This is a genomic window from Labrys sp. (in: a-proteobacteria) (assembly GCF_047605565.1).
GTDB lineage: Bacteria > Pseudomonadota > Alphaproteobacteria > Rhizobiales > Labraceae > Labrys > Labrys neptuniae.
Map to the genome: position 1 here is coordinate 15,916 of NZ_JASGFM010000015.1, position 18,624 is coordinate 34,539.

At 63.1% G+C, this 18,624-nt stretch carries 21 protein-coding genes; 16 read left to right on the forward strand and 5 right to left on the reverse strand.

Annotated elements, in window-relative coordinates:
• Position 1 precedes the first annotated feature (1 nt).
• Entirely contained in the window at positions 2-1,000 is a 999-nt protein-coding gene (locus QM672_RS15120; RefSeq protein WP_367624450.1) for an HlyD family secretion protein, read from the reverse strand.
• Between the two features lie 301 nt (positions 1,001-1,301).
• The gene (locus tag QM672_RS15125) at positions 1,302-2,045 is read right to left on the reverse strand and encodes an SDR family oxidoreductase (protein ID WP_311944559.1); all 744 of its coding nucleotides are present in this window, start codon (positions 2,043-2,045) and stop codon (positions 1,302-1,304) included.
• A 99-nt stretch (positions 2,046-2,144) separates the two neighbouring features.
• Between QM672_RS15125 and QM672_RS15130 the strand changes: the two genes are divergently transcribed.
• The 3 genes from QM672_RS15130 to QM672_RS15140 all read left to right on the forward strand — a co-directional run bounded on the left by QM672_RS15130 (position 2,145) and on the right by QM672_RS15140 (position 5,012).
• On the forward strand, positions 2,145-3,089 hold the full coding sequence (locus QM672_RS15130) for an AraC family transcriptional regulator (protein ID WP_415083487.1): 945 nt from the start codon (positions 2,145-2,147) through the stop codon (positions 3,087-3,089).
• A gap of 387 nt (positions 3,090-3,476) precedes the next feature.
• Positions 3,477-3,686, forward strand: a complete 210-nt coding sequence (locus tag QM672_RS15135; protein WP_367624448.1) for a cold-shock protein — start codon at positions 3,477-3,479, stop codon at positions 3,684-3,686.
• 231 nt (positions 3,687-3,917) lie between these two features.
• Entirely contained in the window at positions 3,918-5,012 is a 1,095-nt protein-coding gene (locus QM672_RS15140; RefSeq protein ID WP_415083490.1) for a hypothetical protein, read from the forward strand.
• Positions 5,013-5,036: 24 nt separating this feature from the next.
• On the opposite strand, the gene QM672_RS15145 is transcribed toward QM672_RS15140, so the two are convergent.
• Positions 5,037-5,537 (reverse strand): hypothetical protein, encoded by a 501-nt coding sequence (locus QM672_RS15145; RefSeq protein ID WP_415083492.1) that lies wholly within the window; start codon positions 5,535-5,537, stop codon positions 5,037-5,039.
• Between the two features lie 391 nt (positions 5,538-5,928).
• Between QM672_RS15145 and QM672_RS15150 the strand changes: the two genes are divergently transcribed.
• Both QM672_RS15150 and QM672_RS15155 read left to right on the forward strand, forming a co-directional pair.
• The gene (locus QM672_RS15150) at positions 5,929-6,489 is read left to right on the forward strand and encodes a MucR family transcriptional regulator (RefSeq protein WP_376717790.1); all 561 of its coding nucleotides are present in this window, start codon (positions 5,929-5,931) and stop codon (positions 6,487-6,489) included.
• A 441-nt stretch (positions 6,490-6,930) separates the two neighbouring features.
• Positions 6,931-7,185 (forward strand): hypothetical protein, encoded by a 255-nt coding sequence (locus QM672_RS15155; protein ID WP_311941039.1) that lies wholly within the window; start codon positions 6,931-6,933, stop codon positions 7,183-7,185.
• A 20-nt stretch (positions 7,186-7,205) separates the two neighbouring features.
• Here QM672_RS15155 and pcaQ read toward each other — a convergent pair whose 3' ends face one another.
• On the reverse strand, positions 7,206-8,123 hold the full coding sequence (pcaQ, locus tag QM672_RS15160; RefSeq protein WP_367624446.1) for a pca operon transcription factor PcaQ: 918 nt from the start codon (positions 8,121-8,123) through the stop codon (positions 7,206-7,208).
• 92 nt (positions 8,124-8,215) lie between these two features.
• On the opposite strand from pcaQ, the gene pcaD reads away from it, so the two are divergent.
• The 11 genes from pcaD to QM672_RS15215 all read left to right on the forward strand — a co-directional run bounded on the left by pcaD (position 8,216) and on the right by QM672_RS15215 (position 17,956).
• On the forward strand, positions 8,216-9,013 hold the full coding sequence (pcaD, locus tag QM672_RS15165; protein ID WP_415083495.1) for a 3-oxoadipate enol-lactonase: 798 nt from the start codon (positions 8,216-8,218) through the stop codon (positions 9,011-9,013).
• A gap of 7 nt (positions 9,014-9,020) precedes the next feature.
• Complete coding sequence (pcaC, locus tag QM672_RS15170) at positions 9,021-9,437, forward strand: 4-carboxymuconolactone decarboxylase (RefSeq protein WP_415083497.1); 417 nt, start codon at positions 9,021-9,023, stop codon at positions 9,435-9,437.
• Entirely contained in the window at positions 9,427-10,179 is a 753-nt protein-coding gene (pcaH, locus tag QM672_RS15175; RefSeq protein WP_367624444.1) for a protocatechuate 3,4-dioxygenase subunit beta, read from the forward strand. The genes pcaC and pcaH overlap by 11 nt, the downstream gene beginning before the upstream one ends.
• Complete coding sequence (gene pcaG / locus QM672_RS15180) at positions 10,179-10,793, forward strand: protocatechuate 3,4-dioxygenase subunit alpha (RefSeq protein ID WP_415083499.1); 615 nt, start codon at positions 10,179-10,181, stop codon at positions 10,791-10,793. The genes pcaH and pcaG overlap by 1 nt, the downstream gene beginning before the upstream one ends.
• On the forward strand, positions 10,790-11,854 hold the full coding sequence (locus QM672_RS15185; protein ID WP_415083501.1) for a 3-carboxy-cis,cis-muconate cycloisomerase: 1,065 nt from the start codon (positions 10,790-10,792) through the stop codon (positions 11,852-11,854). Before pcaG ends, QM672_RS15185 begins: the two co-directional genes overlap by 4 nt.
• A gap of 81 nt (positions 11,855-11,935) precedes the next feature.
• Positions 11,936-13,108, forward strand: coding sequence for a 4-hydroxybenzoate 3-monooxygenase (gene pobA, locus QM672_RS15190; protein ID WP_415083503.1), 1,173 nt, complete (start codon positions 11,936-11,938; stop codon positions 13,106-13,108).
• A gap of 156 nt (positions 13,109-13,264) precedes the next feature.
• A complete protein-coding gene (locus QM672_RS15195; protein WP_415083505.1) occupies positions 13,265-14,455 on the forward strand; it encodes an ABC transporter substrate-binding protein in 1,191 nt (396 codons plus the stop codon).
• A gap of 152 nt (positions 14,456-14,607) precedes the next feature.
• Complete coding sequence (locus QM672_RS15200; protein WP_415083507.1) at positions 14,608-15,471, forward strand: branched-chain amino acid ABC transporter permease; 864 nt, start codon at positions 14,608-14,610, stop codon at positions 15,469-15,471.
• A 24-nt stretch (positions 15,472-15,495) separates the two neighbouring features.
• The gene (locus QM672_RS15205; RefSeq protein ID WP_415083509.1) at positions 15,496-16,482 is read left to right on the forward strand and encodes a branched-chain amino acid ABC transporter permease; all 987 of its coding nucleotides are present in this window, start codon (positions 15,496-15,498) and stop codon (positions 16,480-16,482) included.
• Positions 16,479-17,243, forward strand: a complete 765-nt coding sequence (locus tag QM672_RS15210) for an ABC transporter ATP-binding protein (protein WP_415083511.1) — start codon at positions 16,479-16,481, stop codon at positions 17,241-17,243. The genes QM672_RS15205 and QM672_RS15210 overlap by 4 nt, the downstream gene beginning before the upstream one ends.
• Positions 17,240-17,956, forward strand: coding sequence for an ABC transporter ATP-binding protein (locus tag QM672_RS15215; protein WP_415083513.1), 717 nt, complete (start codon positions 17,240-17,242; stop codon positions 17,954-17,956). The genes QM672_RS15210 and QM672_RS15215 overlap by 4 nt, the downstream gene beginning before the upstream one ends.
• Positions 17,957-17,989: 33 nt before the next feature.
• Here QM672_RS15215 and QM672_RS15220 read toward each other — a convergent pair whose 3' ends face one another.
• Entirely contained in the window at positions 17,990-18,622 is a 633-nt protein-coding gene (locus QM672_RS15220) for a peroxiredoxin (protein WP_367624437.1), read from the reverse strand.
• Positions 18,623-18,624 lie beyond the last annotated feature (2 nt).

Genomic DNA, 18,624 nt, shown 5'->3' on the forward strand with positions numbered 1-18,624 from the left:
CTCAATGGCCTTGCCGGTTCCAGGCCGCGATGACGCTCATGCCCGGGCGCAATCCCTCCACGCGATCGACCGGCTTGGCCCGGACTTCGAAGGTGCGCAGGTCGAAGTCTCCGGTGGCCCGGGTGGCCCGCCATGTCGCGAACTGGCCCTGTACGTTGATGGTGGTGACATGGACGGTCAGCGTCTTGGCACCCAATGCAGGAATGGTGACCTCGAACTTGTCGCCGACCTTGAGCCCGGCCAGCAAGTCCTCGCGCAAATTGAAGGTGAACCAGGGCTCGTCGAGGTCGATGAGTGAATAGATGGGTGCGCCGGCACTGAAATTCTCGCCAAGTTCGGCGACCCGCGTGGTCACCTGTCCGGAGATCGGGGCCTTGATGGTCATCTCCGCCACATCGGCCTCGCGCTGGCCGAGGCTGGCTTCGGCCTGCTTGACCTGGGCGGCCGACAGGGCCTTTTCCTCGTCGCTCGCGCCCTTTTCCGCCAGCCGCAACTGGGCCTCGGCCGCTTCCTGCTTGCGGGTCGCGGCCTCGAGATTGCGCGTGGCTTCATCGACCCGCTGCTGGGGTGTGTTGCCGCTCCTGACCAGCGCGGCCTGGCGATTGGAGACTTCCTGGTAGAGCACGACGTCGGCCTTCGCCGCAGCGAGGTCCGCTCGGCGCGCGTCTATCGTCTCGGCCCGCGTGCTGTTGACGCGTTCGAAATCGGCCTTGGCGACGTTGAAGGCCGCCCTCGCCGCCAGCAGGCCGGTATCGAGCTGGGGGCTCTCAAGCTGGGCGATCACATCGCCTTGCTTGACATTATCCCCAACATCGACGGCCAGCTTGGCGATGCGGCCGGCCACCCGGGAACTGATATCGACCCGGTTGGCCGTGACTTCACCCTGCACAACCAGCGGGGGAGGGCGTGTGGCGAACCAAAGTACCGCTCCCAGCGCGACGAGAGCGCCAGCGCCGATGATCGACCGAAAAACTGCACGTCCCTTGGAGTCAGTCGCCACGAAACATCCCCCGCAACCAGGTGAATCGCTTGGAAATCACGTTCATCCCCAAGACCGATCTACGGCCCAGTCGCAGAATTGATCAAGCCCGATCAGTGCCTGGACGTAAAAAATGCCTTCTGTCTTGTCTATTCCAGGCAGATGACGTTTCGTTAGCAGTCACACTATCAGTATTCTATCAATTTGAAGCAGAATATTACCTTCCTGTTCTGCCTCGCCGAGAGCGGTAGACTGAGACCTGATACCAAGGAGAACTCACCGTCGCTGCCGGAAAAAAGCGATGGGCGAGCGTTGCCGCGCTTCAGCTCGTTCCCGCCAGCGCCAAGGCATCGGCGCCGGCGGCGATACGTGGAGGGCAGGACGGGTCGTTCGCGGCGTGCCATACCGCTTCCGCGACGTCCTGTGCCTTCGTCGTTGCGGTTGCCTTTCCCCATTCGGCAAAGACGTTCTGCGCCAGGTCGGCATAGGCATCGGGGATGCCGTCCTGCATGCGAGTTCGCGCATTCTCGCCAAAGCGGGTTTCCGGTGCACGTCCGGGCAGCACCAGGCGAACGCGTACGTCGAAGGGAGCAAGCTCGAGCGCCAGCGATTCCGAGAAGGCATTCACCGCCGCCTTGCTGGCGCTATAGACGGCTAGCAGCGGAAAGGGCCTGTAGGTGACGCTTGAGGTGACATTCACGATGACACCGGCCCGGCGCTGTCGAAACTGGGGCAGCAGGGCCTGTGTCATCGCGATGGTGCCGAGTGTGTTGGTCTCGAAGACCTCGCGAATGTCATCCATGGAAGTGCCTTCAAGGGCGTTCAGCACGCCGATACCGGCATTGTTGACCAGGACATCGACCGGCCCCGCGGTTTCCACGGCCTGGCCGATGCTGTGGGGATCGGTGACGTCGAGGGCCAGCAGGCGCATATGCTCGGAGCGTGGCAGGATCTCCTCGCGCGGCATGCGCATCGTGGCGATGACCTTCCAGCCACGATCGAGGAAATAGCGGGCCGTTTCGAGGCCGAATCCGGATGAGCATCCGGTAATCAGGATGGTTTTCATAAGGCTTCCACAAAAGGGTTGGCGGAGCCGGAAAGCTAGATCGCGGGGCTCGGACTTGCTACAATGAGAAGTCCATATTTCATTTGCAGAAGTCCGAATTTGACCGATCCGCTTGCTGAAATCGTCACGCTGCTCCAGCCGGAGGCCCGGTTTTCGAAAATCGTCGGTGCGGCGGGGCCGTGGCGCGTGCGCCGTACCGAGGCCGGCCGGCCGTTCTACTGTGCGGTCCTCGAGGGAGCATGCCGCCTCGCAGCCGATGGACAGGAGCCGATCGCGCTGCAGGTCGGCGATTTTGCGCTGATCCCCGCGGCCTATGGTTTCGCCATGTCGAGCCTGGCTCCGATGGCCTCGAATGTCGCCAACAGCACACCGATTTCCCTCGGTGACAATGAATTCCGGCTCGGCCTTCCCGACGGGCCGCCTGACGTCGTGCTGCTGGTCGGCTACTGCCACTTCGCTTCGCCGGATGCGGCCTTGCTGGTTTCACTGCTGCCGCAACTCGTCCATGTGCGCGGCGAAAGCCGGCTCGCAACCCTGGTGAAACTCGTCGGCGAGGAATCACGCGGGCTGCGACCGGCGCGTGAGGTCGTCTTGGCACGCCTGCTGGAAGTCCTTCTCATCGAGGCTCTACGGTCGACAGCCCGCACCACAGCCTCTCCCGGACTCCTGTGCGGCCTTGCCGACGGGCGCCTCGCGCCTGCGATCCGGCATATGCACGCAGATCCGGCCCGTCCGTGGACAGTGGCGCTTCTTGCACAGGCGGCAGCCCTGTCCCGTTCGGCTTTCTTCGAAAGGTTCAGGCATGTGGTCGGTGTCTCGCCGATGGAGTATCTGCTGTCCTGGCGCATGGCACTGGCCAAGCGCCAGTTGCGGAATGGAGAGGGCGGTATCGCCGAGATTGCCGAGCGGGTGGGCTATAGCTCGGCGAGTACGTTCAGCGTTGCCTTCAGCCGGCATGTCGGCCTGCCACCTGCTCATTACGCCCGAAAGTATCAAGGGAAGCGTGAAAGCACGAGCTCCGAGGAAGCCTTCCCGGCGGCCTGACGACGATGCACATGCAATGCCATATTGCCCTGTTGCGCCATCGTGCTTGAGCCCCGTTGTCCCGAAGGCATTTTGTCACGGCGAAATCACGAGATCGTGCGAAAATCGAGATACTGCCAGTACCTGCCTTAGGAGGAGCTGGCGGGTGACAGGTCCTAAGACACGACCTTGCCCGGCGTTCAAAACGTCGGGCTCTTTCTGAATGGAGCGGAGGCAGCGAGCCATTTGCCTGTGCCACCGGGAATAGCCTGCCGGTGGCTTGCCGAAGACATTCTACGCGATCCGAACGAATGGCGTCTGCGGGGTGGCCTGGTGTCTTTGGCAAAACTCCGAATCCGCATTGGGTGCCGAAAGCCGGGATTGAAGCCTCTTGGGGGGAGGCTCAGCATGAGCACTGGTACTGTCAAATGGTTCGATCCTGCCAAGGGATACGGCTTCATCGCGCCCGATAATGGCAGCCGGGATATCTTCGTCCACATCACCGCCGTGACGCTCTCGGGCCTTGGCGAGTTGCGCGAGGGACAAAAGGTGAGTTTCGAACTCGTCATCGACCGTAAGACGGGCAGCTCGAAAGCGGGCGCTCTGAAGCTCTGCTGAGGTCGCCGCCACGGTGCCGCCTTTAGCCGCCAGAGCGGCTCTCCATCGCAACGCAAGCTCTCCATCAATTTGCCGTCCTCCACCGACATGCATGGCGAGTAAAGGAAACGTAACGCTTCCAGGCTAGCCTGACCCCATGCCGATTGCGGCCGTGCTCGCCTGGTCTTCGCATCGCCTGGTGCTGCGCCTTCTTCGCGGGCCGGTTCGGCGAAAAGAGGGAAAGAACTCACGATGGCTCGGTTGGCGCACATGCTCAAGGCGACCCCTCGCACCCGCAGAATGGAGATCCTGGAAGCAGCCTTTGGGTCGCGCTTTGGAAGGCCGACAAGCTCGGTGCGGCCGAAATCCAGGCTGGCGAAGGGCGTGGGCGTCGCCTGCCTGTTCTTCGGTGCCGCCATCGCCGGCGGATCGAGTGGGGCCCTGGCAGCCGGCATTCCCTCCTGGCTGATGACCAATGTCGGCGAGGGGCAAGGACAGATCGCCTTGCCGGTCCTGCAAAGAGCCCGGGCTCTCTATATCCAGAAGGCAAGCGAGGGAGCCGTCAGCAACCCCTGCTACTTCGCCATGGATGCGACGCGGCCCAACGATCCTGGCAGTTCGGGTGGACGCTTCTACATCATCTGTGAATCCCAGCATTCCTTCCGGGCCATTTCGGCCGGGCATGGCGGCGGCCGCAATCTGAGAGGCGTGGCGGACTTTTCCAACGGGCGACGCTGCGCCAGGCATTTCGGCAATGCGCAGGATTCAGAACTGACGACCGGCGGTTCCTATGTGACGGCCGAAACCAAGACCTCTTTCAAGGGCTATTATCGCGTGGCGGCGAACCAGGACGCAGCATTCCTGCGATCCTTCATCCAGTTCGATGGCGTGGGCGAGACCGCCAATGCCCGCCAGCGCGCGATCGGGGGCCATGCCGCCGTCGCCCTGAAGGGCGTGTGCCTGCGCAAGGCTCCGAGTAGCCCCTATGCGAACCAGGACGGTTATGTTCCCTTTGGAAAGCTGGTGGACTATGCCGGCGGGCGCAGCAATGGCTGCACCAGCTGGTCGCTCGGGGATGTGAAGCAGATCTTGTCCATGGTGAAGGACTATCCGACCACGCTGTATATCTATCCCGAAGCCGCCGACGTCAGCAATGTCGCGCGCGCGGTGGCAGCCGGTCAGTCGCCCGCCCGGGCTGGCCTCTATTGGAACGCTGCCTGCCTGAGGGAGATTGGTGCCCCCAAATATTGGTCGAGACAAACCCTGGAGCCGGTCTTGGCTCAGTACAAGCTCGACCATCCCGCCCCGCCGCCGCGGCCGACCCCGATCTGCGAAGGCAGCGAATAAGCGCGATTGCGAGGCTGCTTGCGCTCAGCGCTGGCAGCGCCAATAGCGATGGCCATCCCTCGTATAATAGACGCGATGGCAGCCGACGGCACTCGCTGGCTTTCGGGTGGCCTGTCGACGGGCTTCGCTGGGCGGCGCCGGCGGTGGCGTCGGTGGGTTTTCCGGGGCTTCCGCCGTCTCGGCAGGGGCTTCCGGAGCCTGCGCTCCCTCGGTAGGGGCGGAACCGATCGGCAGCATGGCCTGCAGGCCACGCAGGCGAACCCCGACAACCTTTGCGATCTGGCGAGCATCCTCCTCGTCGCAGGCAAGCTGGGTGAGTTGGGTGAGGGCAGACATCTGGCCGATCACCAAGGCGGCCTGCACCGGCGCGACAGGCAGCGGTCCTCGCTCGATGCGCATCAAGTCCATATTCGCGGAGACCAACGCGCGCTTGATGTCGCTGCAGCTGGCGCCATCGGCCCAGGCCGAGGCGGTGCCCAAGCAGGCGATCAGGCCAGCGCAAGACAAGGCGAAGGCAATCCTCATTGGTGAACTCTCCAGATCGGAGGATGATATTGACGACTTTCTTGAAGTCGTTCAATCGTCAGCCCGTCATGACGGTGGCTATTCCTGGCAACTATGAGGCCGGCCTGGGTCTTCGTTGCGGCAGACGAGGATTGCGTGATGTTTCCGAAGGAACTCCTCGAGGCCAATCGATGGCTCGGCGGAGCGGTGCCACCAGTGCCCTGCCTGGCTGCCTATGGCCTCGGCCTGCATCCGGGAAGAAGAGGGACTGCCTTTTTCTTAAGCATATCGACAGTCTTATACGTGATGGCCGAAGGCCGGGCCGGTCGAATCGCCAGCACTATCGGTGTTGCCTGAGGATAGGCCCAAAGACTTGCCCAGCACGGCTTTACATGGGTGGAAATTTGCTTGAGTGTCACAGACTCACCGCGGCAATAGGGTCCACAACGCTGCGGTCACTAAGAAAACTTCACTCACTTTGAAATCAACACAACAACGAAAGTGGCTCAACGTGCTTGAAGCTGACACGAAACTGGTCGACCTGACGGTCGATATCGTCTCTGCCTATGTGGCGAACAATCAGGTCTCCTCTTCGTCCCTTTCCGAACTCATCAGATCGGTACATGGACGGTTGAGCGATCTGAATACTGGAAGGCCAATCGAACCCGTCGTTGCGGCAGCGCCGGCGGTGCCGATCAAGAAGTCCGTCACGCCCGACTATGTCATCTGCCTGGAGGATGGACGCAAGTTCAAGTCGCTGAGCCGGCACCTGCGCAGCGCCTATGACATGACGCCGGAGCAATACCGCGAGAAATGGGGGCTGCCCGCCGACTATCCCATGGTGGCACCGAATTACTCGGCCCATCGCTCACGGTTGGCAAAGGAACTCGGTCTGGGTCAGCAAGGCCGACAGACCAAGGAGAAGGCTCCGGTTCGCACGGCGCGGGGCAGGGCCAAGAAGGGCAACGCCTAGGGCATTTTCCAGAAAGGTCGACAGGCTTTTCGGTTAAGAAAAAGTGTTGAAACAAGGGGATGGAGAAAGGCGTGGTTTGTAAGGAATGCGCTTTGACACTGGCCCTTTGTTTCGGCGCCCCCTTCCGGGTTCCAGTGACGTCTTCCAAATGCAGTCGCTTCGAAGCGAGGTCGATCGTCCATCCCTCGGCAATTCTGCAGCAGCGCTTTCGCCTGCAATGACTTCCTTGCTCGCGGAGATCGACGCGAGACGGCAGTCTTAAAAGGTTGGTACACCTTTCCGATCCCCCTATGGTAGGCGCATGGAGAGACCATGCAGGATTCCCGGCAAGGCCCGTCCATGGGCCTTGCCGGGAATCCTGCAAATGTCTGGCATGCTGCAAACTCCTCTCGATCGTCCTGGTGGCTCGGTCAGGAGAAGTAGCTTAGGGGAGAGTGATGCGTGACCGGTGAAGTCATCTTGTTGGACGGCCTCGGCATTGTGGCCAGCGATCTGGTCGAGCCGGGAACAGTGGCGATCATGCTGCGTGGCGGCGATGTGCAGGTCGTGCCGGTGAGAGAATTGCGGGCGACCGTCAACCAACTCGGGAGCGACAAGATCGAGGGGCTGTCGATGGCCCCTTCCGACTTCACGCAGGTGCAGGCCGTGATCGAACGCCGTAAGGCCGATGAGGATGGCGGGGACAAAGACGAGTAGTCGCCGAACCACGCCGGCTTTCAACCGAGCTTCCCGGCCGCCTCGCGGATGGTCCTGAGCAGAATTGTGAAGGCGGGGTGGGCCACCATGTCGGTGCGCATGGTCAGGCCGACCGGTCCCTTGGTATCACTGGTCTCGATCGGCAGGGTCCTCAAGGTGGCTTCCTCGATGTCGTTGCTGACCACACCGTGCGAGATGACCCAGATCGCATCGCTCCGGCGCACGAAGGCCCGGCCGAAGGAATCCGACACCGTCTCGATTTCCGTCGGCACGGTCGCGACGCCATTGGCGATGAAGATGCGCTCCACGAAGGGGCGGATGACGGAGCCGCGCGTCGGCATCAGCACGGGGTAGGCGCCCATCTGCTCGAACAGGTTGCCGCCGCTGTTCAGCAGCGGATGTCCAGGACGCACCACGAACACGACCTGCTCCGAATAGAGGTGCTCGAAGAAAAAGCCCGTCATCTTGTCCGGCGCCGCCAGGCGCCCGACCACGAGGTCGAGTTCACCGATGCGCAACTGCTCCAGGAGGACGCTGTTTTCCCCGGTCACGATCTTGACGGTGACGCCGGTGTCCTCCTTGAGGAAGAACTGCATGGCGAGCGGCATGATATGGGCCGAGACCGTCGGCAGCGCGCCGATGCGAAGGGGCGGCCCCACCTTGGCGCCGGCCAGGGCGACGGAATCGATCCCCTGCCTGAGGGCGCTGACGGCGAGGCCGGCATGCTGCATGAACACTTCGCCGGTCCGGGTCATCCTGATGCCGCGGCCGTCCCGTTCGAACACGCTGACGCCCAAGGCTTCCTCGAGCTCACGGATCGTCTTGGTCACTGCCGGCTGGCTGACATGCAGCACACCGGCCGCCTTCACCACGCTTTTCTGGCGCGCGACTTCCAGGAAAGTCTGAAGATGGCGGAACTTGACACGGCTGTCGATCATGGCGATCCATAACCCAGCAGTTAAGATAACGCTAGAAAATATGATTTTACCAAACCAATAGCGTCATCCATCTTCGTGGAGAGGAGACGACCGTGCAGTTCATCACCATCGGCGGCATCACGCTGCATTTCGACCACAGACCGGCCGGGCGGGGCGGGCGGCACCTCGTCTTCATCAATTCGCTCGGCACGGATCTGCGCATCTGGAACGAGGTAGCCGGCGCACTTGGCGGCTCGATCTCGACGCTCGTCTATGACAAGCGCGGCCATGGGCTATCCGACCTTGGCGCCACCCCCTATGCGATCGAGGATCATGTCGGCGATCTCCTCGGCCTCATCGATCATCTCGGCATCGAGGACGTGGTGCTGTGCGGCCTTTCGGTCGGCGGCCTGATCGCGCTTGGCCTCGCCGACCGCCGGCCGGAGATCGTCGGAGGCCTGGTGCTGTGCGACACGGCGCACATGATCGGTACCGCCGATGGCTGGAACAGCCGCATCGCTACCGTTCAGGAGGACGGGATCGCCGCGATCGCCGATACCGTGATGAAATTGTGGTTCACGCCGCGTTTCCATGCCGAGCGCAAGGCCGAACTGGACGGTTGCCGCAACATGCTTACCCGTCAGTCCGTGGCGGGCTATGCCGCGACCTGCGCGGCGATACGCGATGCCGACTATACCAGGACCGCCGAGGCGATCGCCGTTCCCACACTTTGCATCGTCGGCGATCAGGACGGTTCGACGCCACCGGCTCTGGTGCGCTCGATGGCCAAGATCATTCCTGGCTCGCAATTCGAGGTCATCACCGGCGCCGGCCATATTCCCTGCATCGAGCAACCCGCCATGCTCGTTGCCCTCATCACCCAGTTTCTCGCACGCCTGCCATCGGAGTGATCCTGCAATGAGTGTTCCGGCGCCACGCTCGGCCAGATATCGCGAGGGCCTCGCCGTTCGCCGCGCCGTGCTCGGCGATGCCCATGTCGACCATGCGGAGGGCGTTTCCACCGATTTCGACCGCCCGTTCCAGGAACTGATCACCGAGGCTGCCTGGGGAACAGTATGGTCGCGTCCGACCTGGACGAAGCGGGAGCGCTCGATCGTCACCCTCGCTTTGCTGGCGGCACTCGGCCATGACGAGGAAGTGGCGATGCATGTCAGGGCGACCGCCAATACCGGCGCGACGCGGGAGGACATCTGCGAGGCCTTCCTGCATGTGGCTGTCTATGCCGGTGTGCCGGCGGCCAACCGGGCCATCAGGATCGCGAAGCAGGTATTCGCCCAGATGGACGAGGAGGCAGGAAAATCCGATGTCCGCTGAACGCACCGACCTCCGGCCCGAGACGGGCGCCTTCTTCCAGCGCGATAGAAGCTGGCATCCGCCGGCCCTGACGCCGCCCTACAAGACATCCGTGCTGCGTTCGCCGCAAAAAGCGCTGCTGTCGCTCGACAATACACTGTCCGAGATCACCGGGCCGGTGTTCGGCCATGATCTTTTGGGACCGCTCGACGATGACCTCATCCACAATTTCGCCAGGCCGGGCGAGAGTGCCATCGGCGAGCGCATCATTGTCTACGGGCGTGTCCTCGACGAGCGCGGCAAGGGTGTGCCGGGTGCACTGCTCGAATTCTGGCAGGCCAATGCCGGCGGGCGCTACCGGCACAAGAAGGAAGGCTATCTCGCCGCGCTCGACCCGAATTTCGGCGGCTGCGGCCGCACCATCACCGATCAGGACGGCGGCTATGCCTTTCGCACCATCAAGCCCGGTCCCTATCCCTGGCCGAATGGCGTCAATGACTGGCGCCCCGCCCATATCCATTTCTCGGTGTTCGGCCATGGCTTTGCCCAGCGCCTGATCACGCAGATGTATTTCGAGGGTGATCCGCTGATCTGGCTCTGCCCGATCGTGAAGACGATCCCCGACAAGGCCGGTATCGAAAGCTTGATCGCAGCCCTCGACATGCAGGCGACCATCCCCATGGACGCCCGCGCCTACAAGTTCGACATCGTGCTGCGCGGGCGCCGCTCGACGATGTTCGAGAACCGGCTGGAGGGCAATTGATGGTTCAGGCTCTCGACCGCTTCAAGGAAAGCCCCTCGCAGACTGCCGGTCCCTATGTCCATATCGGGTTGACGCCGAATTTCGCGGAGATAGCAGGCGTCTATGATCATGACCTCGGCGATGTCATGGTCAACGATGCGACCAAGGGCGAGCGCATCAGCGTGCGGGTGCGCGTGATCGACGGCCTGGGGACGCCACTCAAGGATGCGCTGGTCGAGATCTGGCAGGCCGACCATGCGGGTCTCTACAATTCGCCATCGGAACGGCGCGGCAAGGCCGATCCCCATTTCACCGGCTGGGGCCGTAAGGCGACGGACATGACGACCGGCGAGTGTGTGTTCGAGACGGTCAAGCCCGGCCGGGTGCCGTTCAAGGATGGCCGCCTGATGGCGCCGCATCTCACCGTCTGGATCGTTGCCCGCGGCATCAATCTCGGCCTGCATACCCGCCTATATTTCGCCGATGAGGCGGAGGCGAATGCCGAGGACCCGGTGCTGGCCCGCATCGAGCATCGCCATCGCGTCGCCACGCTCGTCGCGGCGCGCGAAGGGGATGCCTATATCTTCGACATCCACCTGCAGGGCGAGCACGAAACGGTGTTCTTCGACATATGACAGTCTCGCCCCTCGATCATCCCGTTCTTGCCGCCCTGTTGGGCGATGAAGAAACGGTGCGCCAGTTCTCCTTCGAGGTGGAGATGGCGGCGATGCTGGCCTTTGAGCTTGCCCTCGCCGAGGCGGAAGCCGAGGAGGGGGTCATCGAAGCCGATGTCGCCGCGACGATCGCCGCCGCCCTGGCCTCGTTCGTCCCCGATATCGAGGCGCTCAGACGCGGCGTTGCTCGTGACGGCGTCATCGTGCCGGAGCTGGTGCGCCAATTGCGTGAGGCGGTTGGGACGCCCGCCAACGATAGCTTGCATTTCGGCGCCACCAGCCAGGATGTCATCGATACCGCCCTGATATTGCGGTTGGTGTCGGTTTTGCAGCGGCTGGATGACCTGTTGGTCGAGATGGTCGCGAAACTGGCTGGCCTGGAACTCGAATTCGGCAGCCGCAGGCTGATGGGCCGCACCCGCATGCAGGCGGCGATCCCAATCACTGTCGCCGACCGTATACAGGCTTGGCGCGAACCGCTGGAACGGCACAGGAAACGGCTGGAAACCCTGCGGCCGGCATTGCTGGTGGTGCAGTTCGGCGGGGCTGCGGGCACGCTGGACAAGCTCGGGGCCAAGGCCGCTGCCGTCCGGGCCCGGCTCGCGGCTCGCCTCGGCCTCGGCGATGCCGCGCAATGGCACAGCCAGCGTGACCGGCTCGCCGATTTCGCCAATCTATTGTCGCTGATCACCGGAAGCCTCGGCAAATTCGGCCAGGATATCGCCCTGATGGCCCAGGATGGCGGCGAGATTGCCTTATCGGCGGGTGGCGGGTCCTCCGCCATGCCCCACAAGCAAAATCCGGTGGCGGCGGAGGTGCTGGTCACGCTCGCCCGCTTCAACGCCACCCAGCTTGCCGGCATGCATCAGGCCTTGCTGCACGAACAGGAACGCTCGGGTGCCGCGTGGACATTGGAATGGCTGCTTCTGCCGCAAATGGCCGTGGCGGCCGCGGCGTCGCTGCGGCTGGCGGGGGAACTCGCCGCCCAGATCGACAGTATCGGTGTGCTCGCCGACAGATAGTCGCGATCCCGAAGCAGGAATGGAACGAAAACCGACCCGGGCCTGCCGATGGCATGGAACTCGCGGCGATGAGGGCAGGAAATGCGCACACAGGTGGTCATCATCGGCTCGGGGCCTTCCGGCCTGCTGCTTGGACAATTGCTGGCCAATGCGGGCATCGCCAATATCATCCTCGAACGTGCCAGCCGCGATCATGTGCTCGGTCGCGTGCGTGCAGGCGTGCTCGAGCAAGGTACGCTGGATCTCATCGACGAAGCCGGCGCAGGCGAGCGCATGCATGCCGAAGGCCTGCCGCATGAGGGCATCTCGCTGGCCTTCGACGGCAGGTTGCACCGCATCGACCTGGCGGCCCTGACCGGCGGCAAGCGCGTGATGGTCTATGGCCAGACCGAGGTGACGCATGACCTGATGGACAAACGCGAGGCAGCCGGCTTGGCCACCATCTACGAGGCCGGGAATGTCGAGCCCCACGACTTCAGTGGCGAGGCGCCCTATGTCACCTATGAAAAGGACGGTGCCGGCCATCGCATCGATTGCGACTTCATCACCGGCTGCGACGGCTTCCACGGCGTCAGCCGCAAATCGGTGCCGTCGACCGCGATCAGGACCTATGAGCGAGCCTATCCCTTCGGCTGGCTCGGCATTCTTGCCGAGGTGCCGCCGGCCGGCCACGAACTGATCTATGCCAACCATCCCAGGGGCTTTGCGCTGTGTTCGATGCGCTCGACCCATCGCAGCCGCTATTATGTGCAGTGCCTGCTTGACGACAGGATCGAGGATTGGAGCGACGATCGCTTCTGGGATGAGCTGCGCCGGCGCCTGCCTGCCGAGGCTGCGGCCGGCATCGTCACCGGAGCCTCCTTCGAGAAGTCGATCGCGCCACTGCGCTCCTTCGTCGCCGAGCCCTTGCGTTTCGGGCGCCTGTTCCTGGTCGGCGATGCCGCCCATATCGTGCCGCCCACCGGGGCGAAGGGGCTCAACCTCGCCGCCAGTGACGTGCGCTATCTCTATTGGGGATTGCGGGAATTCTATCGGGAGAAGTCATCGGCCGGCATCGATGCCTATTCGAGCCGGGCTTTGTCCCGCGTTTGGAAGGCGGTGCGTTTTTCATGGTGGATGACGACGATGCTTCATCGCTTCCCGGATACCGACGATTTCGGGCAACGGATCCAGGAGGCCGAACTCGACTACCTCGTTCATTCGCAGATGGCGTCTGCGGCGCTTGCCGAAAACTATGTCGGTCTTCCCTACTGAAATCGCTTAGCGTCAGCTCCATCACATATCCTGTAGGTTATATTTCGAGCGCTTGTTTTCATTTTACATTACCAATCAACACGTCACATTTGACCAATATGGAAAGCCTGCGAGCGGCGTGCCCGAAAAGCGCTGGTCCGGCTTTGGGAGGAAAGAATGAAAAAATCCGTTCTCGCCGCCAGATCTGTTTTCGCTACTTTGGCGATAGCCATGCTGTCCGGTAGTGCCCTGGCCGAAACCATCAAGGTTGGCGTCATCGGTCCGTTCTCTGGGCCCTTCGCCATTCAGGGCAAGAATTTCAAGGCGGGCATCGACGCCTATCAGGCCCTGCACGGCAGCAAGGCCGGCAATGACGACATCCAGATCATCTATCGCGACGTGCCCCAGGCCGATCCTGCGCAGTCCAAGGCGCTGGCCCAGGAACTCGTGGTGAAGGAAGGCGTCCAGTATCTCGCCGGCTTCTATTTTACGCCGGACGCCATGGCCGTCACCCCACTGCTGAAGCAGGCCAATGTGCCGCTCGTGGTGATGAATGCGGCAACATCAGCCATCGTGACCAAGAGCCCGCTCGTGGTGCGCACTTCCTTCACCACCTGGCAGACCTCCGCGCCGATGGCCAAGGTCGCCAAGGAGCGCGGTGCCAGGAAGGCGATCACGGTGGTCAGCGATTACGGCCCCGGCGTCGATGCCGAGAACGCCTTCAAGACCAGCTTCACCGGCGTTGGCGGCGAGGTCGTCGGCACCATCCGCATGCCCCTGTCGACCAACGATTTCAGTCCGATCATGCAAAGGGTCAAGGATTCCGGCGCCGATACCCTGTTCGCCTTCCTGCCGTCGGGGCCGACCACGCTCGGCTTCGTCAAGGCTTATAACGAGAATGGGCTGGCCAAGGCGGGCGTGAAGCTGCTCGCGCCCGGAGACCTTACCCAGGAGTCGGACCTGCCGGCGCTCGGCCAGGCGGCTGAGGGCCTGCTGACCACCTTCCATTATGCCGTCTCGCATGACTCGGCCGAGAACAAGAAATTCGTCGAGGCGGCTCGCAAGGCCATCGGCAACCCGAGCGAATTGTCGTTTCCGGCGGTCGGAGCCTATGACGGCATGCATGTCATCTACAAGATGATCGAGGCGACGGCTGGCAAGCAGGACGCCCAGAAGGCCGTGGATGCCGTCAAGGGCCTGGCCTGGGAAAGCCCGCGAGGACCCGTCTCGATCGACCCTGAAAGCCGTCACATCACCCAGAACATCTATCTGCGCGAGGTCGCCAAGGCCGAGGACGGCAGCTATTACAACAAGGAAATCGCCACTTTCGAGAAGCAGGGCGACCCCGGGCTGGCGGCTTCGAAATAGCAGCCGCTCATCGAGAGCCTCGGGCGGACGCAAGCGGCATTCGGATGAAAGTATCTTCCGATGGATCTCGATTCAGAAAATGCTTCATGAAAAGGAAATAGAGCAAACAACGATTTGAGAAAATCGTCATTCCTCCAATGCTGGATGAGGCCATGCAAACCATTCTCAGCGTGGGTATCGATGCCCTTGCCTATGGCATGGTGCTGTTCGTTATTTCCATCGGGCTGTCCGTGACCATGGGGCTGATGCGGGTGATCAACCTTGCCCACGGCGCGTTCGCCATGATTGGCGGTTATATCGCGTCCTACGCCGCACAATCACTCGGCCTGGGATATGTCCTGGCCATCATGCTGGCCATCGCGGGCACGGTGGTGATCGCCCTTCCGTTGGAGCGTCTGCTCTACCGCCGGCTCTATGGGGCGCCCGAACTCACCCAGGTGCTGATGACCATCGGCATCACCTTCTGTGTCATCGGCATCGCCAATTACGTCTTCGGCCCCACGCTCAAGACCATTCCCTTGCCGGAAATGCTGAGTGGCCCGGCGGATCTCGGCTTTCGCTCGATCGCCGCGCATAAATTGTTCGCCATCGCCTGTGGCCTGGGCGTTGCCCTGGCCCTTTGGTATCTGATCGAGAAGACCGGTTTCGGCATTGAACTGCGCGCCGCGGTGGACAATGCCGCCATGGCAGCTTCGCTGGGCGTGCGCACCGGAACCGTCTACGCCGTCAGCTTCGCGATCGCCGTCGGCCTTGCAGCTTTTGGCGGCATTGTCGGTGCCGAACTCCTGCCGATCGAGCCCTATTATGCCCTGCGCTATATGGTGACCTTCCTGGTGGTGGTCTGCGTCGGCGGAGCGGGCTCGATCCCCGGCGCCTTGCTGGCCTGTCTGGTGCTCGGTCTGGTCGACACTGCCGGCCGCTATCTCCTGCCTGAATATGGGGAATTCTTCTTCTATCTCGCCGTGATCGCCATTGTCTGCGTCTTCCCGCGTGGCCTGATGGGCAGGAGCGCCTAGATGGAGATGGCGGAGAACAAACCTATGGCCGGCCGGGGAGAAACATCGCAAACCAGTTGGCTGAGGCGCGACCTGGCCGGTCTTGCGGCCATCCTAGCCTCCGCCGCCATCGGCTATGTGCTCTTTCCGGATAATCTGGCGCTGCTGACCCGCATCCTCTCGGTTGCGCTGCTCGTGCTTTCGCTCGACCTCGTCACCGGCTTTTGCGGCGTCGCCACGCTGGGGCATGCGGCCTTGTATGGTGCCGGCGCCTATGCCGCCGGCATGGCTGCCGTGCAGTGGAACGTCACCGATCCCCTGGCGATGCTCTCCATCTCGGCCGTCGGCGGTGCGCTCGCCGGCCTGGTCTCTGGTGCGGTGATCCTGCGCGGGCACGGGCTCGCGCAATTGGTGCTGTCGATCGCTGTGGTCCATCTCTTCCATGAAGTCGCCAACAAGGTTTCGGCCTATACAGGCGGCAGTGACGGGTTGTCGGGCATCGCCCCCGATCCGGTCTTCGGTCTGTTCGAATTCGACCTGTGGGGCCGTACCGCCTATGGACTGGGGGGGGCGCTTCTCCTCGTCGTCTTCATCCTGCTCAGGCTGGTCGTGCGCTCGCCCTTTGGCATGCTCTGCCGCGGCATCCGGCAGGACCCCGTCCGTATCCGCGCCATGGGCGCTTCGGTTCAGGGCACGCTTTTGAAGATGTATGTCATCTCCGGCGCCGTGGCCGGCCTGGGCGGCGGGCTCAACGCCCTTTCCACCCAGGTTGTCGGCCTCGACAGCCTGAGCTTCACCCTTTCGGCCGAGGCCCTGGTCATGCTCGTGCTCGGCGGCACCGGCTCGCTCTACGGGGCGCTCGTCGGCACGATTGCCTTCATGGGCTTCGAGGATTTCGTTTCGGCGGCCAATCCGTTCCATTGGCTTACCATCATTGGTGCCCTGCTGATCGCGGTCGTACTGTTCGCGCCGCGTGGCCTCTATGGTTCGGCTGCCGCACTGCTTGCCCGTTTCAAGGGGAGGGGCGGATGAGCGCGGTGTTTCAGACCCTCGATCTGGAGAAATCCTTCGGCGGCCTTGCCGTGACGCAGGGCCTGTCGATCACCCTGAACGCCGGCGACCGTGTCGCCCTGATCGGCCCGAACGGTGCCGGTAAGACCACCTTCGTCAATCTGGTCACCGGCCATCTCGTGCCCAATTCCGGCAAGGTGATGCTCGCCGGCAGGGACGTCACCGGGCTCGGACCGACGGCGCGCGTCCGCCGGGGTCTGGTACGCTCCTTCCAGGTCACCCGGCTCTTTCCCGACATGACGCCGCAGGAACATTTGGCTCTTGCCGTCATGCAGCGCACGGGCCGTGCCAGCCGTCTCTTCGGCCACTATCTTGCAAAACCCGACGTGATGGCCGAGGTTGACGAATTGCTGGCTACGCTCGGCCTGGCAGCCATCGCCACGCGCCCGGTCGCGGAAATCGCCTATGGCCAGCAGCGCCTGCTCGAGATCGCGCTGGCGCTGGCGCTCAAGCCCAAGGTTCTCCTGCTCGACGAGCCGGCTGCCGGCGTGCCGCAAAGCGATACGCCCCGCATCGAGGAAGCGCTGGCCGGCCTGCCCGCCGACCTCGCCGTGCTGATGATCGAGCATGACATGGATCTGGTTTTCCGGTTCGCCCGGCGTGTCATCGTGCTGGCCGCCGGCGCCATCATCTTCGATGGTTCTCCTGTGGAGGTGACGAAGGATGCGCGTGTCCGCCAGGCCTATCTTGGAAACTATGCCCATGAGAAGCAGTCAGCATGACCGCAACGCCGCTTGAAATCAGCGATCTCAGCGCCGGCTATGGCCCGACCCGGGTGCTGGAGAACATTTCCTTCGCCGTTCCCGCCGGTGGGCGCCTGGCCGTGCTCGGGCGCAACGGCATGGGCAAGACGACATTGCTCGCCACCATCGCCGGACAGACCCGGCGCTATGGCGGCACGCTGTGCCTTGGCGGCAGGGATATCAGCCCGCTCGACAGCGCCTCGCGCGCCCGCAGCGGTCTGGGCTATGTCCCGCAGGCCCGCTGCATCTTCGCTTCGCTGACGGTGGAGGAGAATCTTTTCGTCGGCCTCAAGAACCGCGGCCGCCCGGCGATCGAGGAAGCCTATGCGATGTTTCCGCGCCTCAAGGAGCGCCGCAGGAATCTCGGCTCGCAACTTTCGGGAGGCGAGCAACAGATGCTCACCACGGCCCGTACCATTCTGGGCCGGCCAACGGTGCTGCTGCTCGACGAGCCGCTGGAAGGGCTGGCCCCCGTCATCTGCGAGGAACTGATGGCCGTGTTCTCGCGCCTCGCCGCCCGGGGCGAGATGACCATCCTGCTGGTCGAGCAGCGCATCCAGACTGCGATCGACTTCGCCGATCATGTCGTCATTCTGGAGAGGGGCCGCATCGCCTGGTCCGGCGCCTCGGCCACGCTTTCCGAGCAACCGGAGGTGATCGAGCGGCTGCTCGGGGTCGGCGGGCTGCATTGAGCATGACCCGCCGCCCGGGTAATTCCGGGTTCGTCAGGCGTCCAGTTGCACCACGCGCAGATAGGGCGTCAGCGTAGTCCAGCCCTGCGGGAAGCGCTCGCGGGCCGCTTCGTCGCTGAGGCTCGGCGAAATGATCACCGGCTGGCCGGGCTCCCAATTGACCGGGGTGGAGACCTTCTGGGCATCGGTCAGCTGCAGGCTGTCGATGGCGCGCAGGATCTCGGCGAAATTGCGCCCGGCGCTCGGCGGATAGGTCAGCACCAGCCTTACCTTCTTGGCCGGGTCGATCACGAACACGGCCCGCACGGTGACATTGGCATCGGCCTCGGGATGGATCATGCCGTAGAGATGCGCCACGGCGCCGTCCGCGTCGGCGAGCAGCGGGAAATTGAGGGCATGGCCCTGGGTCGACGCGATATCCTCGCCCCAGGCGGCATGAGCGTCGAGCGGATCCACCGACAGGCCGAGCACCTTGACGTTGCGCTGGTCCCATTCGGGTTTCAGGCGGGCGACCTCGCCGAGTTCGGTGGTGCAGACCGGCGTGAAGTTGCGGGGGTGGCTGAACAGGACACCCCAGGACTCGCCCAGCCAATCATGGAAGCTGATGCGTCCTTCCGTGCTGTTCTGGATGAAATTGGGGGCGATCTGGCCGAGCTGGATCGACATCG

What these genes read in the sequence shown, in the direction of transcription:
- QM672_RS15125 (WP_311944559.1), bottom strand. Translation starts at nt 2,045, where the DNA reads ATGAAAACCATCCTGATTACCGGATGCTCATCCGGATTCGGCCTCGAA.
- QM672_RS15135 (WP_367624448.1), top strand. Translation starts at nt 3,477, where the DNA reads ATGAGCACTGGTACTGTCAAATGGTTCGATCCTGCCAAGGGATACGGC.
- QM672_RS15140 (WP_415083490.1), top strand. Translation starts at nt 3,918, where the DNA reads ATGGCTCGGTTGGCGCACATGCTCAAGGCGACCCCTCGCACCCGCAGA.
- QM672_RS15145 (WP_415083492.1), bottom strand. Translation starts at nt 5,537, where the DNA reads ATGAGGATTGCCTTCGCCTTGTCTTGCGCTGGCCTGATCGCCTGCTTG.
- pcaQ (WP_367624446.1), bottom strand. Translation starts at nt 8,123, where the DNA reads ATGATCGACAGCCGTGTCAAGTTCCGCCATCTTCAGACTTTCCTGGAA.
- pcaC (WP_415083497.1), top strand. Translation starts at nt 9,021, where the DNA reads ATGAGTGTTCCGGCGCCACGCTCGGCCAGATATCGCGAGGGCCTCGCC.
- pcaH (WP_367624444.1), top strand. Translation starts at nt 9,427, where the DNA reads ATGTCCGCTGAACGCACCGACCTCCGGCCCGAGACGGGCGCCTTCTTC.
- pcaG (WP_415083499.1), top strand. Translation starts at nt 10,179, where the DNA reads ATGGTTCAGGCTCTCGACCGCTTCAAGGAAAGCCCCTCGCAGACTGCC.
- QM672_RS15185 (WP_415083501.1), top strand. Translation starts at nt 10,790, where the DNA reads ATGACAGTCTCGCCCCTCGATCATCCCGTTCTTGCCGCCCTGTTGGGC.
- pobA (WP_415083503.1), top strand. Translation starts at nt 11,936, where the DNA reads ATGCGCACACAGGTGGTCATCATCGGCTCGGGGCCTTCCGGCCTGCTG.
- QM672_RS15195 (WP_415083505.1), top strand. Translation starts at nt 13,265, where the DNA reads ATGAAAAAATCCGTTCTCGCCGCCAGATCTGTTTTCGCTACTTTGGCG.
- QM672_RS15200 (WP_415083507.1), top strand. Translation starts at nt 14,608, where the DNA reads ATGCAAACCATTCTCAGCGTGGGTATCGATGCCCTTGCCTATGGCATG.
- QM672_RS15205 (WP_415083509.1), top strand. Translation starts at nt 15,496, where the DNA reads ATGGCCGGCCGGGGAGAAACATCGCAAACCAGTTGGCTGAGGCGCGAC.
- QM672_RS15210 (WP_415083511.1), top strand. Translation starts at nt 16,479, where the DNA reads ATGAGCGCGGTGTTTCAGACCCTCGATCTGGAGAAATCCTTCGGCGGC.
- QM672_RS15215 (WP_415083513.1), top strand. Translation starts at nt 17,240, where the DNA reads ATGACCGCAACGCCGCTTGAAATCAGCGATCTCAGCGCCGGCTATGGC.
- QM672_RS15220 (WP_367624437.1), bottom strand. Translation starts at nt 18,622, where the DNA reads ATGTCGATCCAGCTCGGCCAGATCGCCCCCAATTTCATCCAGAACAGC.